This window comes from Janthinobacterium sp. GW823-FHT06H09, assembly GCF_058794735.1.
In genome coordinates, this window is sequence record NZ_JBXAHC010000005.1 from 148,146 (window position 1) to 163,837 (window position 15,692).

14 protein-coding genes are annotated in these 15,692 nt (G+C 63.8%); 4 read left to right on the forward strand and 10 right to left on the reverse strand.

Annotation, left to right across the window (positions count from 1 at the left end):
- The first annotated feature begins 113 nt into the window (after positions 1-113).
- The gene (locus tag AC1Q6X_RS09805) at positions 114-1,823 is read left to right on the forward strand and encodes a cation:proton antiporter domain-containing protein (RefSeq protein WP_070313081.1); all 1,710 of its coding nucleotides are present in this window, start codon (positions 114-116) and stop codon (positions 1,821-1,823) included.
- Positions 1,824-1,904: 81 nt separating this feature from the next.
- Here the strand turns inward: AC1Q6X_RS09805 and AC1Q6X_RS09810 are convergent, their stop codons facing one another.
- A complete protein-coding gene (locus AC1Q6X_RS09810; protein WP_492496685.1) occupies positions 1,905-3,950 on the reverse strand; it encodes a 2,4-dienoyl-CoA reductase FMN-binding domain-containing protein in 2,046 nt (681 codons plus the stop codon).
- 159 nt (positions 3,951-4,109) lie between these two features.
- On the opposite strand from AC1Q6X_RS09810, the gene AC1Q6X_RS09815 reads away from it, so the two are divergent.
- Entirely contained in the window at positions 4,110-4,691 is a 582-nt protein-coding gene (locus AC1Q6X_RS09815) for an SRPBCC family protein (protein WP_492496687.1), read from the forward strand.
- A 1-nt stretch (position 4,692) separates the two neighbouring features.
- Here AC1Q6X_RS09815 and AC1Q6X_RS09820 read toward each other — a convergent pair whose 3' ends face one another.
- The 4 genes from AC1Q6X_RS09820 to AC1Q6X_RS09835 form a co-directional block, all read right to left on the reverse strand.
- Positions 4,693-5,148, reverse strand: coding sequence for a hypothetical protein (locus AC1Q6X_RS09820; protein ID WP_034752899.1), 456 nt, complete (start codon positions 5,146-5,148; stop codon positions 4,693-4,695).
- Positions 5,149-5,190: 42 nt separating this feature from the next.
- Entirely contained in the window at positions 5,191-5,631 is a 441-nt protein-coding gene (locus AC1Q6X_RS09825; RefSeq protein ID WP_070219003.1) for a DUF2721 domain-containing protein, read from the reverse strand.
- Between the two features lie 112 nt (positions 5,632-5,743).
- Positions 5,744-6,700 carry a prolyl aminopeptidase gene (gene pip / locus AC1Q6X_RS09830; RefSeq protein ID WP_492496690.1) on the reverse strand — a complete coding sequence of 319 codons (957 nt, stop codon included), beginning with the start codon at positions 6,698-6,700 and terminating at the stop codon, positions 5,744-5,746.
- Positions 6,701-6,782: 82 nt separating this feature from the next.
- The gene (locus AC1Q6X_RS09835) at positions 6,783-7,265 is read right to left on the reverse strand and encodes an Lrp/AsnC family transcriptional regulator (protein WP_034783718.1); all 483 of its coding nucleotides are present in this window, start codon (positions 7,263-7,265) and stop codon (positions 6,783-6,785) included.
- A gap of 153 nt (positions 7,266-7,418) precedes the next feature.
- Between AC1Q6X_RS09835 and AC1Q6X_RS09840 the strand changes: the two genes are divergently transcribed.
- Positions 7,419-8,039: a LysE family translocator gene (locus AC1Q6X_RS09840; protein ID WP_409027449.1), complete on the forward strand. Its 621-nt coding sequence runs from the start codon at positions 7,419-7,421 to the stop codon at positions 8,037-8,039.
- Here AC1Q6X_RS09840 and AC1Q6X_RS09845 read toward each other — a convergent pair.
- The 5 genes from AC1Q6X_RS09845 to AC1Q6X_RS09865 all read right to left on the reverse strand — a co-directional run bounded on the left by AC1Q6X_RS09845 (position 7,976) and on the right by AC1Q6X_RS09865 (position 13,352).
- The gene (locus AC1Q6X_RS09845; RefSeq protein ID WP_492496693.1) at positions 7,976-9,424 is read right to left on the reverse strand and encodes a hypothetical protein; all 1,449 of its coding nucleotides are present in this window, start codon (positions 9,422-9,424) and stop codon (positions 7,976-7,978) included. The two genes, AC1Q6X_RS09840 and AC1Q6X_RS09845, sit on opposite strands and share 64 nt — an antisense overlap.
- Before the next feature lie 118 nt (positions 9,425-9,542).
- Entirely contained in the window at positions 9,543-10,283 is a 741-nt protein-coding gene (phbB, locus tag AC1Q6X_RS09850) for an acetoacetyl-CoA reductase (protein ID WP_070219113.1), read from the reverse strand.
- A gap of 144 nt (positions 10,284-10,427) precedes the next feature.
- Positions 10,428-11,606, reverse strand: coding sequence for an acetyl-CoA C-acetyltransferase (locus AC1Q6X_RS09855; RefSeq protein ID WP_071325828.1), 1,179 nt, complete (start codon positions 11,604-11,606; stop codon positions 10,428-10,430).
- A 222-nt stretch (positions 11,607-11,828) separates the two neighbouring features.
- Positions 11,829-12,314, reverse strand: a complete 486-nt coding sequence (locus tag AC1Q6X_RS09860; protein WP_070219000.1) for a phasin family protein — start codon at positions 12,312-12,314, stop codon at positions 11,829-11,831.
- 129 nt (positions 12,315-12,443) lie between these two features.
- Positions 12,444-13,352 carry a LysR family transcriptional regulator gene (locus AC1Q6X_RS09865; protein ID WP_070218999.1) on the reverse strand — a complete coding sequence of 303 codons (909 nt, stop codon included), beginning with the start codon at positions 13,350-13,352 and terminating at the stop codon, positions 12,444-12,446.
- 118 nt (positions 13,353-13,470) lie between these two features.
- Here AC1Q6X_RS09865 and AC1Q6X_RS09870 point away from each other — a divergent pair, with 118 nt between their 5' ends.
- Positions 13,471-15,654: a 5-methyltetrahydropteroyltriglutamate--homocysteine S-methyltransferase gene (locus AC1Q6X_RS09870; protein ID WP_492496696.1), complete on the forward strand. Its 2,184-nt coding sequence runs from the start codon at positions 13,471-13,473 to the stop codon at positions 15,652-15,654.
- Positions 15,655-15,692 lie beyond the last annotated feature (38 nt).

A 15,692-nucleotide genomic window follows, 5' to 3' on the forward strand; every position in this document is an offset into this window, starting at 1 on the left:
TTTTTTGCGATAAAGCCGCAGGAACATTCCGGCAAGGGCTTTGATGCGTTTATACTTGGTCGCTGAGCAACATCTTTTTCTACCAGCACGTCCCCATAAGGAACCCCACACGCATGCCCCATGACATCAGCCTGATCACCACCATCGCCGCCGCCCTCGGGTTCGGCCTCATCTTCGGCTTCATCGCCGCGCGCCTGAAACTGCCGGCACTGGTCGGCTATCTGGCCGCCGGCATCATCATCGGACCGGCCACGCCCGGTTTTGTGGCGGATGCGGAAATAGCGGGACAATTGGCGGAAATCGGGGTGATGCTGATGATGTTCGGTGTCGGCCTGCACTTTTCCATCGAAGATTTGTGGGACGTGCGCAAGATCGCGCTGCCTGGCGCCATCCTGCAGATCGGCGTCGCCACGGCGATGGGCATGGGCCTGGCCCACTGGTGGGGCTGGACCCTCGGTGGCGGCCTGATCTTTGGCCTGGCCCTGTCCGTGGCCAGTACCGTGGTGCTGCTGCGCGCGCTGGAAGAACGGGGCATCCTCGACTCGCTCAATGGCCGCATCGCCGTCGGCTGGCTGGTGGTGGAAGATCTGGTCACCGTCTTGGTCCTCGTGCTGCTGCCGGCGTTCGCCAGTGTGCTCGGCGGCAAGGTCGCGCCCGATGCCGAAGCCGTCAGCCTGTGGCAAACCCTGGCCGTGACCCTGGGTCAAGTGGCCGGCTTCATCATCTTCATGCTGGTCGTCGGCCGCAAGCTGTTCCCGTGGATACTGTGGCAAGTGGCGCGCACCGGTTCGCGCGAACTGTTCACCCTGTGCGTGATCGCCGCCGCCGTCGGCATCGCCTACGCCTCGACCAAGCTGTTCGGCGTGTCGTTCGCGCTGGGCGCCTTCTTCGCCGGCATGGTGCTGCGCGAATCGGAACTCAGTCACCGCGCCGCAGAAGAGTCCCTGCCCTTGCGCGACGCGTTCGCCGTGCTGTTCTTCGTGTCCGTCGGCATGCTGTTCGAGCCGACCATCCTCATCGACAAGCCCCTGCAAGTGCTGGCCGTGTGCGCCATCATTATCTTCGGCAAGTCGATCGCCGCCTTCTTGCTCGTGATGGCGCTGCGCTATCCGCCGAAAACGGCCATCATCGTTTCGGCCAGCCTGGCGCAGATCGGCGAATTCTCGTTCATCCTGGCCGCCCTGGGCCTGTCCCTGGGCCTGATGCCGCAGGAAGGGCAAAGCCTGATCCTGGCCGGCGCCATCCTGTCGATCGCCCTTAACCCGCTCGTCTTCAGCATGGCCAAGCCGCTGCTGCGCGTGATCGGCAACAGCGATTTCGCCCGCAAGTTCGAACGCACCACGGACCCGCTGGCCGAGCTGCCGATGACGGTGCCGCAGGAAAAACTGTCGGGCCAGATCGTGCTGGTCGGCTATGGCCGCGTGGGCCGGCGCATCGCCGCCGCCCTGATGGAGCGGGGCATCCACTTTGTCGTGGCAGAGGAAAACCGCGAAATCGTCGACCAGCTGCGCAAGCAGGGCATCCCGGCCGTGGCCGGCAATGCGGGCGAACCGGCCGTGCTGATCCAGGCGCACATCACGCACGCCACCATGCTCGTCATCGCCACGCCGGACACCTTCCACGTGCGCGCCATGATCGAGACGGCGCGCGCGCTGAACCCGCACATCCTGACGGTGGTGCGCACGCACAGCGAGGAAGAGGCGGAATTGCTGCGCGCGGAAAACGCGGGCAAGGTATTCATCGGCGAGCACGAACTGGCCAATGGCATGGCCGAGCACGTGCTGCAGAGTTTTGAGACGGCCAGCAAGGGGCATGGCCATTAAGGCTCTTTGATGCCGAATCTGTGACCCATGCAAATGCCGGGGTCGGACCCTGAGGGTCCGACCCCAGTTTTTTTTTCAGAGTTACAAACGCGCCGCCAGCTCCGCCCCTTCCCGTATCGCCCGCTTGGCGTCGAGTTCCGCCGCCAGCGCGGCGCCGCCGATCTTGTGGAAACGGGGACCGCCCGCGAGCAGCGGCTTGCCATCCTTGTCCGTTTCCGGCATGAGTTCCGTCAAACTGTCCTGGCCCGCGCAGATGATGACGTTGTCCACCGCCAGCAGGCGCTGTTCACCGCCCACGGTGATGTGCAAGCCTTGCCCGTCGATCTTGTCGTAGGTGACGCCGGCCAGCATGGCCACGCCGTTGCGCGCCAGCGCCGCGCGGTGCACCCAGCCCGAGGTCTTGCCCAGCCCCGCGCCCACTTTCGACGTCTTGCGCTGCAACAGAAAGATTTGCCGCACGGGATGGGGCGCCACGGACGGCACCAGGCCGCCGCCCGTCGCCGCATTCAAGTCCACGCCCCACTCGCCCGCCCAGGTCGATACGGGCTGCGGCAGCGGGTGCGCCGGGTCGTGCAGCAAATACTCTCCCACGTCGAAACCGATGCCGCCCGCGCCGATGATGGCCACGCGCGCGCCCACGGGCTTCTTGGCTTGCAGCACATCCAGGTAGGACAGCACGGTCGGATGGTCGATGCCGGGAATGGCCGGCAGGCGCACCTTGATGCCGGTGGCGATGATGACATCGTCATAGCCGCCGGCCAGCAATTGCTCGCGCGTGACGCGCTGGCCCAGGCGCAGCTTGATAGTCGACAAGGCGATGCGGCGGGCAAAATAGCGGATGGTTTCCGTAAATTCTTCCTTGCCCGGTATCTGCATGGCCACCTTGAACTGGCCGCCCACGCTGTCGCTGCTGTCGAACAGGGTCACCTCGTGCCCGCATTCGGCAGCCACGGTGGCGGCCGACAAGCCGGCCGGCCCGGCGCCGACGACGGCCACGCGGCGCGGCACGGCTTTTTTCGCGTACACAAGTTCCGTTTCATGGCAGGCGCGCGGGTTGACCAGGCAACTGGCGCGCTTATTGGCAAAGGTGTGGTCGAGGCAGGCCTGGTTGCAGCCGATGCAGGTGTTGATCTCGTCCGCGCGGCCCGCGGCCGCCTTGGCGACAAAGTCGGGGTCGGCCAGGAAAGGGCGCGCCATCGACACCAGGTCGCAGTCGCCCCGCTCGAGGATGGCATTGGCCTCGTGCGGCATGTTGATGCGGTTCGACGCCACCACGGGAATGGTGACTTCGCGGCGCAGCCGGCCCGCCACGGAAGCAAATGCGGCGCGCGGCACGGAGGTGACGATGGTGGGGACTCTTGCCTCATGCCAGCCGAAACCCGTATTCAGAATGGTCACGCCCGCCTGTTCCAGCGCCTTGGCCACCGTCACCACGTCGTCCCAGGTATTGCCGCCCTCGACCAGGTCGAGCAGGGAATGGCGGTACATGATGATGAAGTTGGGGCCGACGGCGGCCCGGATGCGGCGCACGATCTCCACGGGCAGGCGCATGCGGTTCTCGATCGTGCCGCCCCAGCGGTCCTGCCGCAGATTCGTGCGCGCGCACAGGAACTGGTTCAGCAGATAGCCTTCGCTGCCCATCACTTCGATGCCGTCGTAGCCCGCCTTTTGCGCCAGGCGCGCGCAACGCACGTAGTCGCAGATGGTGCGCTCGATACCCCGTTCCGTCAGGGGACGGGGGCGGAACGGCGAGATCGGCGATTTTTTGGCCGATGCCGAGACGACGAACGGTTGATAACCATAGCGGCCCGCGTGCAGGATCTGCATGACGATCTTGCCGCCCTCCTCGTGCACGGCGCGCGTGACCTTGCGGTGGTTGGGCACGTCGCCAAGGAAATTCAAGGTGCCGCCGAACGGCAGCAGCCAGCCTTGCCGGTTCGGCGAGATGCCGCCCGTAACGATCAGGCCCACGCCGCCGCGTGCCCGTTCGCGGTAAAACGCGGCAAGCTTGCCATAATGATAAAAGCGGTCTTCCAGGCCCGTGTGCATGGACCCCATGATGACGCGGTTGCGCAAGGTGGTAAAACCCAGGTCGAGCGGGGCCAGCAGATGGGGGTAGGCAGTCATGGTGATCGGTCCGGTAAGGTGGTTGCAGGCCGTACGGTAGCAAGCATTGCCGCTCGCCGCAGCGACTTTCTCTAGACCGGGAGTTCTAAATCGCCCGACGCGCCCGACGGCGGTGCGTACAGCTTGTGCCGGGCGGTACTTTCCCGTAGGCTAGGTGGCATGAAGCGACTCTTCCTCTGCCTGTTGATGCTGTGCGCCGTCCCCGCTACCGCGCTGGCACAGGCCATACGCCTGGACAAGCTGAAGGTCGAGGTCAAGCGCATCGAGGTCGACGGGCAGCGCATGTATGAAGTCGATGCCAGCGGCAGCGTGCAGGCGCCGCCGGCCTCCGTGTGGAAGACCCTGACCACTTACGAGCGCATGAGCGAATTCGTGCCCGACCTCAGTTCCTGCCGCGTGCTGTCGCGCAACGGCAATGAAGTCATCATCGAGCAGCAGGGCATGGCGCGCTTCCTGTTCATGAACCATGCGATCCACTTGGTGGTGCGGGCCACGGAAACGCCGTTGACGGCCATCGACATCGCCCTGATCTCGGGCGACATGCGGCATTACGAATCGCGCTGGAATCTGTATCCCGTGCCCGAGACGGGCGGCACGCGCATCGTCTTTTCCAGCCGGCTGATGCCGGGCTTCTATGTGCCCGGCATGCTGGGCACGACCATGATACGCGGCGATATCGAACGCATGATGGCGGCCGTACTCACCCGCATCGACAGCCAGTACGCGGAAAAGGCAGGTTAAATCAAGCCAGATAGGTGTCGCGGTCGCGGATTTCCGCGAAGTTTTCCAGGCTGCCCAGTTTTACGGTGACGGGGTTGAGGCTCGCTTGCGGCTGCATCGAGCGCCAGGCGAACAGCCATTCCTGTTCGGGCGCTTCGGCGCGCGTCTTGGTGAAGGCGGCGCCCAGGGCCGCGCGCTGGCCGTATTCGACCAGGCCATCGATGCCGGCCCAGCTGGGCAAGGTGCGCTGCACGGCGCGGTGCAGGCGTTCGCCGAATTCTTCCGTATTGTGGATGATCAAACAAGCGTCGGCCGGGGCAAACAGGTCGAACAGTTGCTTGTCCCACACTTGCGAAAAACTCAGGGTCAAACAATTGCCCGCTGGCGCCAGGCGGAACTGGCCCAGGCTCAGCGCCAGCTCGAGTTCGCTGCGCTGGCCGTAGCGGTGCAGGGTGGGGGGACGTTTGTAATCGTGCATGCTGGACTCGTTCTTCAATAGTAGGGTAAACCGGCGCGCCGCCTAGCGGGGCGGGCGGATATGGCGCCGGATGCGCTGGGCCCTGGCAGCCAGGTAAATTTCGCGCAGTAAATAAATAAAACAGCCGATCAGGCAAATCACGGCCAGCACAAAGAAGGCCGCGATGTATTTGTCCAGGGTCAGGTTCAGAATATCGCCCAAAAACAGCATGGCGATGATGACGCAGACGAAGAAACCGCACGCCGTGCTCAGCGAAATCGAATAATTGATCAGATGGGTACGCCGATACAGGGTATCTAGCTCATCCATATAGAAATCGTTGTAGCCGATGTCGAGCCGGTCTTCCAGCACGCGCGTGCGGTCGATGATGCGGCCCAGGCGGTTGGTCAGTACCACCAGCATGGTGCCGATACCGGTCAACAGGAAAACCGGCGCAATCGCCAGCTGGATGATATGGCCGATGTCGCCGATCTGTATGTTCATGGATAAAAAGTCGTGGGTTCACACCGGCGCCCGACCCTGGCGCCAGCACAGGCCATAGTGTAGCAGGTGGCGCACGCCGGCTGGCCGCTTTGCCAACCGGCGTGTTGCAAGGTCATGCGAAGCCGCGCCCCGGCACAAAGCGCTCGGTGGCGCGCACCAGCGCCGAAGCGATGCCGTGCTCGAGCGCGCCATGGCCCGCGTCGGGAATCATTTCCAACTGGGAACCAGGCCAGGCTTGCTGCAGGCGGTAGGCCGACAGCGGCGGGCAGATGGCGTCGTAGCGTCCCTGCACGATGACGGCCGGCAAATGCGCGATGCGTCCCATGTTGCGGATCAGCTGGTCTTCTTCGAAGAAACCGAGATTGGCCATGTAATGCGATTCGAGCCGGCCCACGCCCAGATCCAGCGCATCGTTCGGCGCGTCTTCCGGCTGCGGCATCAGATACACGCGGCGGCCTTCGAAGCGGCTCCAGGCGCGCGCGGCCGGCCAGTACACGGCCGGGTCGCTGCTGAGGATGCGTTGCACGTAAGCCGCCAGCAAGTCGCCCCGCTCCTTGAGCGGAATCGGGGCGGCGAATTCCTCGTACAGTTCCGGATAAAACCAGCGCACGCCTTCGATGAACCAGTCGATTTCCGCCTGCGTGCACAGGAAAATACCGCGCAGCACGAAACCGAGACAGGCCGTCGGATGCGCCTGGCCATATGCCAGCGCCAGGGTCGAACCCCAGGAGCCGCCAAACACCAGCCACTGGTCGATGCCGAACTGGGCGCGCAGGCGTTCGATGTCCTCGATCAGCAGCTGCGTCGTGTTGTTGCGCCATTCGCCCAGCGGCGTGGACTTGCCGGCGCCGCGCTGGTCGAACAGGATCACGCGGTAGCGCTGCGGGTCAAAAAAGCGGCGGTGCTGCGGCGACAGGCCCGCGCCCGGGCCGCCATGCAGGAACAGCACGGGAATGCCGTCGGGGTTACCGCACTCTTCCCAATAAATGGTATGGATGTCATCGACCGCCAGCATGCCGTGCCGGTTCGGCGTCAGGGCGGGAAACAGGGGTGACAAAGAATCGGGCATGGCGAGCGGTCCTTGGAATGGCGGTCAGGGCGCCAGGCATGAGGCCTGGCAACTGTTCCAATTATAGTGCGCCGCCGCCGGCTCAGGCCAGCAGCAAGGGCAGGCGGTTCGACGACTTGATTTCGCGCATCGACAGGCTGGACTGGATTTCCGCCACGCCAGGCAGGCGGCGCAGCACGGTCGAGACGAATTCGCCATACGCTTCCAGGTCGCGCGCCACCACTTGCAGGAAATAATCGGCTTCGCCCGCCACATTGTGGCACGACAGAATTTCGGGAATCGTCGCGATCGCTTGCTCGAACTGCGACGGCTGCTCGCCGCCATGGTTGGCAAACACGACGCGTACGAAGGCCACCAGGCCGATGCCCAGCTTCTTCCGGTTGAGCAAAGCCTGGTAGCCGGTAATAAACCCTTCCTCTTCCAGGCGGCGCAGACGACGCCAGACGGGGGTTTCGCTCAGCTTCAAGCGCTCGGCCAGGCGCGCATTCGACAGCCGTCCTTCATCCTGCAACAGCCTGAGTATCTGCAAATCGGTGGCGTCGAGGCTAACTTCTGGAATTTTCATCTAATTTTTGTTTTGATACGAGTGGAATCTACCCGAATACTAGGGCATGCAGGGCAGGAAAAGCAAGCACATTTCATCGCTACAAGAACATAATGGGGCCCGGCGAGCAGGCTGCAGCGTGCGCATGCTCCCGCTTTTCTTTTCTACTGAGCCATGTCCGATTCTACCTTCCTGATGTACCTGCTGGCACTGGCCGGCGCCTTTTTATTGCCGGGCCCCGACATGGCGCTGGTGCTGGCGACGGGCGCCGCGCGCGGCGTGGCCACGGCACTGGTGACGGCACTGGGTATCGCCGGCGCGCGCGCCGTGCACGTGGCGCTGTCGGGCGCGGGCCTGGCGGCGCTGATGGTCACGCATCCGCAAGCCTTGCAGTGGGTCAAATGGGCGGGCGCCGCCTACCTGCTGTACCTGGCGCTGCGCCTGCTGCAGTCGGCCCTGTCGGCCAAAACAACGGAGGAGAAAGCCGCCCCCGCCACGGCGCACAGCGCCCGTGCCAGCCTGGTGCGCGGCTTCCTGACGAATCTGCTCAATCCGAAGGCACTGCTGTTTTGCAGCATGTTCCTGCCGCAATTCGTCATGGGCAGCGACAGCGTGGGCCTGCAATACCTGCGCCTGGGCGCCATCCTGGTGCTGGTGGGATTACTGTTCGACGCCATGTACGCCGTGCTGGCCGCGCGCCTGGCGCGCCGCCTGCGCGGCAAACCTTCGCCTTACGGCAAGTTCGTACTGCCCACCGTCTTCGTCTTGCTGGCGGGACGGCTGGTGCTGGGCTGAACTTTCAGCGGAACCGGCAGCTGAACCGGCGCTCCGCCGGCAAAGAAGGCGGGATAGTCGTTCAGCAGGCTGCGCTCGAGGTCGTTGACCTTGCGAAATTGCCGCAGGGCCGGCGCCATCGCCCGGCCCGCATCCCAGCTGCGCCAGGCGTTCGGCGCATCGAACTGCGCCAGCAAGGCGTCGCCCAGGTCCTGGTACACGGCCGCCATCTGCGGTTTTGCCTGCAGCACTTGCAGATACAAGGCCGTCGCTGCCGGCCATTGCCCCAGCTTGGCGCGCAAATTCCCCTCGAACAAGGCCAGCACGGGCTGCGCCATCCCCGTTTGCGCCCTTAACTCTTGCACGGTGGCCAGCGCGGCCGCGATACCCTCCTGGTCCTTGGCCAGCAATCCCCGCGTCAAATCATGGATGGGCTGGCATTCCTGCATGGCCAGCTGCTGCCGGGGCGTGAGCTTTTCCACCAGCGCGCCCGTGGAAAAATGGTCTTCCAGCATGGTCAAGAAAGCCTCGAAGGGCTGGTCGGCGGCAAACAGTTTTTCCGCTTCGGCGCGCAGCGCGGGATGGACTTGGGGTCCCGGCGGCGGCAACAGCGCCGCCTGCGCCAGCACGCGCTCGAGCGGGGGCGCATCGGCCGCCAGCGGACGGGGCCGGTAGGCGGACAAGGTATAGGTGGCCGGTGCGCCCGCCGTCATGGCGCTGATGCGGAACCGCCGCGTCACCGTGCCGCCCACCTCCTGGTAGTGCAAGGTGAAGTCGGCGGGAACGCGCTTGCCATCGGCCAGCATCTTCAGCAGCAGCGGGTGGCCACCCCAGGTGTAGCGCAGGTACTGGGCAAAGGCCGTGGCGTCGTCGCCGCTGACGGGGCTGCCCGCGATGCCCAGGCGCAGCAGGGGCTGCCCGTCGAGCGACCACAGCACGGCGCCGTCGAGCACTTGCGGCTGCAGAGCGCCGCGCCGCTTGTTGTCCAGCACCGACAAAGCCTGCTCCTCATACACGCGAGGCGTTGCGTGCTGCTCCAGGCCGCCCGCCTTCAGCATGCCGCCAAGCCCCTGCCGGTGGCGCAGCTCGGCGGCGCGAAAGCCCACCACGTCGAACAGCGAATACGTGTCGTAGGTGGACGCCGCCGTATCGATGACGTGGCGGCGGCGCGTGGCAAAGTCGAGCACGGACAAGCGCTTGCCATCGCGCACGCTCAGGTAATGCGGTCCCAGCACGACATCGCTGTCCTGCGTCTCGCGCGCGGGCAGGCTGGTTTTCAACCCCGGCTTGTGCGCGCGCTCGGTAGTCACCGTGATGTGGAACGCGACGCTGGCCTGGGCCGCGCTGGCGCCCAGGAAAAGGATGGCGGCCACGCTGGCGCGGCGCAAGGCGGGAACAAGGGTCATGGAGATGATGCGGTGGAGAAATGCTGATTCTAAGGCAAAGCGCGCGCTTGTCCCGTTTTGCTGGCAAGCATAAAAAAAGACAGCCGCAGCTGTCTTTTCTGTTTTACTTCAACAACGATTACGACATGTGCTGGCCGCCGTTGATCGAGATATTCGCGCCCGTGACGAACGCCGCTTCATCGGAAGCCAGGTAGGCCACCAGGCCGGCCACTTCTTCCGGCTTGCCCAGGCGCGCCATCGGAATTTGCGGGATGATTTTGCTGTCGAGCACTTCCTGCGGAATCGCCATGACCATCTTGGTGCCGATGTAGCCTGGCGAAATGGTGTTGACGGTGACGTTCTTGCGCGCCACTTCCAGCGCCAGCGACTTGGTGAAACCATGCATGCCCGCTTTCGCGGCCGCATAGTTGGTCTGGCCGAAAGCGCCCTTCTGGCCGTTCACGGACGAGATATTGATGATGCGGCCCCAGCCGCGTTCCACCATGCCGTCGCAGACGGGCTTGGTCATGTTGAAGACGGAATCGAGGTTGGTGCTCATCACGGCATCCCAGTTCGTCTTGTCCATCTTCTTGAACGTCATGTCGCGCGTGATGCCGGCGTTATTCACCAGCACGTCGACAGGACCGATTTCCGCTTCCACTGCCGCCACGCAGGCAGCGGCCGAATCGTAGTCGGCCACGTCGCACGGATATGCCTTGAAGTCGTAGCCCATGTCCTTGGTCGTCGCCAGCCATTCCTCGACCTTCGGATTGCCTGGGGAATATGTGGTCACCACGCGATAGCCGAGCGCCGCCAGCTTGAAACACACCGCTTCGCCCAGACCACCCATGCCACCAGTTACCAATGCAACTCTTGCCATTTTCATCCCCTCAGTGTCGTTCTATTGCCAAAAAGTTAATTATTTAGTGAAAGCAACCCAGTTCCGCCGAGAATTACAGCGGCGTACCGCCGCGAACCCCGCCGTCACGCACTGCGCGCGACGGCGGGGTTCGGTGCCAGCTACTTAATCGCGCTCGATCGCTAAAGCGACACCCATGCCGCCACCGATGCACAGCGCTGCCAGGCCTTTCTTGGCGTCGCGGCGTATCATTTCGTGGATCAGGGTGACCAGGATGCGCGCGCCCGAGGCGCCGATCGGGTGGCCGATGGCGATCGCGCCGCCGTTCACGTTGATCTTGCTGGTATCCCAGCCCATTTCCTTGTTCACGGCAATCGCTTGCGCGGCAAACGCTTCGTTGATTTCCATCAGGTCCAGCTCTTCATGCGTCCAGCCGGCTTTTTTCAGGCACAGACGCGAGGCAGAGACGGGGCCCATGCCCATGACGGCCGGGTCCAGGCCCGACGAGGCGTAAGCCTTGATGCGCGCCAGCGGCTTCAAGCCCAGTTCCTTCGCTTGCGAAGCGGACATCATGATCACGGCGGCGGCGCCGTCGTTCAGGCCCGATGCATTGCCGGCCGTGACGGTGCCGTCCTTGGCGAACGCAGGGCGCAGGCCGGCCAGCGAATCCAGGGTCGAGCCGGGCTTGATGTATTCGTCGCTGTCGAAGACGACCGTGCCTTTTTTGTTGGCGATTTCCAGCGGCAGGATTTCATCCTTGAACTTGCCCGCTTTTTGCGCCGCTTCCGCTTTCAGCTGCGACTGCAGCGCGAATTCATCCTGCTCGGCGCGCGTCACTTCGTATTTCTTGGCGACGTTTTCCGCCGTGATGCCCATGTGGTACTGGTTGTACACGTCCCACAGACCATCGACGATCATGGTGTCGATCATCTTGAAGTCGCCCATGCGGAAACCGTCGCGCGAACCGTTCATCGCGTGCGGCGAGGCGCTCATGTTTTCCTGGCCGCCGGCGATGATGATGTTGGCGTCGCCGCACTTGATCGCTTGCGCCGCCAGGTGCGTGGCCTTCAGGCCGCTGCCGCAGACCTTGTTGATGGTGAATGCCGGGATGGAGCTGGGCAGGCCAGCCTTGATGACGGCCTGGCGCGCGGCGTTCTGGCCGACGGCGGCCGTCAGCACCTGGCCCAGGATGGCTTCGCCGATCAGGTTCGGGTCGATGCCGGTTTGTGCCAGCAAGCCCTTGATTACATGCGCGCCCAGTTCGGACGCAGGAATCTTGGCCAGACTGCCACCGAATTTGCCGACTGCGGTACGGCCGGCGGCCACGATTACGACATCATCCATTTATTTCTCCGATATGCTGGCCACGAGGGCCAAGGTCAAGGTGCTAATAGAATCCAATTGGAATCCAGTGAATCCGGGAAGACGCAGCAAGCTGCGTTTTATTCTAGCGCGGCATGCGCCGCAGTTCCAGCGCCGCACCACTGGCGGCGGCGATGACAGCCTGCTTGCGGTGGCGGCTGGCAACCTGGCGCGGCGGATAGCCGCTGCCGGGCCGCAAAACGCTTAGGCCTGGCGAGCAGGACGCGTGTTTTTATTTTTATCATACCCTTCATCGGCACCGCCGAAAGTGGTTTTTAGAAAATTATTGAAGGGAATAATCAGGGGCACGGGTGTTTGCTTTACCACCTGCAACAGCTCGCCAAATTTTTGACGCGATGCAGCAAACTCACCCTTTGTCACAGTCTCAAATTTCTCCTGGGTTTCTTGAGCAACATCCTTTGCCTGGCGGCCATATGCACCGATGCGTTCGATGGCCAGTTGCGATTGGGTGCGCGACAGTTGCAGCAGCGCTTGCGTATCCTTCACGGACAGCAGCTGATTGCCCGCCACCGTAGCGGCAGCCAGCGCCGCGCGGGCCGCATCGAGCTGCAACTCCAGCACGTTGGCGCCGCTGTCGACGGCGGCCTGGGCATACGCTTGCGCGCTGATCAATTGCGCTTCCACCACGGCCTTGCCAGCCAATGCCCATTGTTCGGAAAATGAAAACATGTCGTTCCTCCCCAAAGAGTAGGCAGCGCCATGTTGCGCCGCACAGTGCTCAACTGTAAGCGGTGGTTCATTGCTGAACCTTGATATTTATCAAGCTTTGCTGTTGGTTTGTTTCCACCTCAACGTTGATCAAGACAACAACTTGATACCATCGAGCGTAGCCGCGCACTGCTCGCGTATCACGCTGACGAAATCGCGCACATAGGCCTTGTCCTGCAACGGCTCCGGCACGGACACGTACAAATCGCTCCACAAGCCATGCTCGCCCACCGGGCGCGCCACCACATAATCGTAATCGACGTAATTCTTGATTGCCCAGTTCGGCAAGGCGGCGATGCCGCGCCGGCTCGCCACCAGTTGCAGCACGGCCACCGTCAATTCGGCCGTGCGGCGTTCAAACTGGATGCCGGCCGGCTTCAGCACTTCACGGATCAGGTCGATGCGCTCTTCCGGCACGGGATAGGTAATCAAAGTCTCGCCCGTAAAGTCGCTCGCCGCCAGCCGGCGCTGCGCCTGCAACCGGTGCTTCTGCGCCATCACCACCAGCATTTCAAAGCGGAACAGGGGAAACACGGTGAAATCGGGGCCGTACGGCGAGCCGATCACGAGGTCCGCCTCGCCCGAACGCAGCAAGTCGGCCGGCTCGCTATGAAAACCCGACACCAGGTCGATTTCCACTTCCGGCCAGCGCTGACGGAACGCATCCATCACGGGCATGAGCCAGTCGAAACAGGTATGGCATTCGAGCGCCACGCGCAACTGCCCCTTGTCGCCCTGCGACAAACGCGCCACGTCGCGCTCGGCCAGCTCGATCTCGGGCAGCAGCTTGTCGGCCAGCTCCAGCAGCCGGCTGCCCGTGGCCGTGAAGGCGATCGGCATCGACTTGCGCTCGAACAGGGGCGCCTTGTAGCGCTCTTCCAGCAAACGGATCTGGTGCGACAGGGCCGACTGGGTCAGGTTGAGCAGCTGCGCGGCGCGCACCAGGCTGCCGGAGGAACGCAGGGCACTCAGGGTGCGCAGGTGGCGAATTTCTAGCATCGGAAAAGTGGGGGCTGTACGTGAAATATTTTCATGTTATTCGGCAAAATGTTTCGTTTTGATTATAGACCAAGTTGCCGCACACTCTAGCGCATTCACATTAAATCTCGATGACATCATGCCCATTCGTACGCACATCCTTGGCTTTCCCCGTATCGGCGCCGCGCGCGAGCTGACACTGGCGCTGGAAAGCCACTGGCGCGGCGAGCTGTCCGAGGCGGCGCTGGAAGCGACGGGCCAGCAATTGCGCGCGCGCCACTGGGCCGTGCAAAGGGACGCGGGCCTGGCCTACGTCACCGTGGGCGACTTCGCCTTCTACGACCACGTGGCCAGCCATATCCAGCTGCTGGGCTGCGAGCCGGCGCGTTTTGATTTCGGCGCGGAACAATCGCCGCTGTCGCGCTATTTCACGATGGCGCGCGGCGGCACCAGCCAGGCGGAGCATGCCGGCTGCCGCCACGGCCATGCGCTGGAAGTGAGCAAGTGGTTTGACACCAATTACCATTACCTGGTGCCCGAATTGTCGCCGCACACCCAATTTTCGCTGGCGTGCGAGCGCCTGCTGGCGGAAGTGGCCGAGGCACAGGCGCTCGGCCACCAGGTCAAGGCGGCCCTGATCGGCCCCCTCACCTTCCTGTGGCTGGGCAAGGAAAAGACACCGGGCTTCGAGCGCCTGGCGCTGCTGGAACAATTGCTGCCCGTCTACGGCGCCCTGCTCGACCGCCTGAAACAGCAAGGCGTGGCGTGGGTGCAGCTCGAGGAACCGATCCTGGGCCTGGACTTGCCCCATGCCTGGCGCAGCGCCTTCGAGAGTGCCTACTGGCAGCTGAACCAGGTGGGGGTGAACATCCTGCTGGCCACGTATTTCTCGCCGCTGGAAGAAAACCTCAGCCTGACATGCCGCCTGCCCGTGGCCGGCTTGCACGTGGACGGCATCCGCGCGCCACATGAATTGGTCAGTGTCACGGACTGGCTGCCCGCGCATAAAGTCTTGTCGATCGGTATAGTCGATGGCCGCAATATCTGGCGCACCGACCTCGATGCGGCCCTGGCCGTGCTGCAGCCGCTGGCCGCCAAGCGCAAGGGGCACCTGTGGCTGGCACCGTCGTGCTCGCTGCTGCACGTGCCGTTCAGCCTGGAAGCGGAGACGGCGCTCGATGGCGACATCAAGAACTGGCTGGCGTTTGCCACGGAAAAACTCACGGAAATTGCGCTGCTGAAAGACGCACTGGAAGGCCATCCCGACGATACCGCGCTGGCGAGGTCCCGCCGGGCCATCGCCAGCCGCCGCGCCAGCCCCCGCGTCCACCGTGCGGCGGTCGCGCAGCGCCTGCAGACGCTATCGCCCACCATCGACCGCCGCGATTCCGGCTTCCCGTTGCGCCAGGCCGCGCAGCATGCACGCCTGCGCCTGCCCGACTTCCCGACGACGACCATTGGCGCCTTCCCGCAGACGCCGGCCATCCGCGCCGAAATCGCCCACGCCGTGGGCCGCCAGGAAGCGCTGGGCCTGGACGTGCTCGTGCATGGCGAAGCGGAACGCAAGGACATGGTCGACTACGTCGGCGAGCAACTGGACGGCTTCGTGTTGACCCGTCACGGCTGGGTGCAATCGTGCGGCTCGCGCTGCGTCAAGCCGCCCATCATCTACGGCGACGTGCAGCGTCCGGCCCCCATGACGGTCGCATGGACGGCCCATGCGCAAAGCCTGACGAGCAAACCGATGAAGGGCACGCTGACGGGCCCGGTGACGCTCTTGCAATGGTCGTTCGTGCGCGACGACCAGCCGCGCGCCGCCACGGCGCTGCAGCTGGCCCTGGCCATCCGCGACGAAGTGCAGGACCTGGAAACGGCCGGCATCGGCATCATCCAGATCGACGAGCCGGCCATCCGCGAAGGCTTGCCGCTGCGCCGCGGCCAGCGGGACGCCTATCTGGACTGGGCCACGCGCGCCTTCCGCATCGCCGCGTCCGTCGTCAGCGACACGACGCAGATCCATACCCACATGTGCTGTGCCGAGTTCAACGACATCCTGCCGCAGATCGCCGCCATGGACGCCGACGTCATCACGATAGAGACGAGCCGCTCGGACGTGGAACCGCTGACGGGCTCAGGCCAGTTCCAGTACTCGAACGAAATCGGCCCCGGCGTGTACGGCATCCACTCGCCACGCATCCCCACCACCGTCGACATGGTGACATTACTGCAAAAAGCCAGCGGCTTGAAGACGCGTGGCTGGGTGGAAACGGAAACAGCGTTGCGTCATATGGTCGAGGCGGCACGGCAGATGCGCGCAGCGTAATCGGACATGGCGCCTGAGGGCGCATGGGCGGCGGCTTT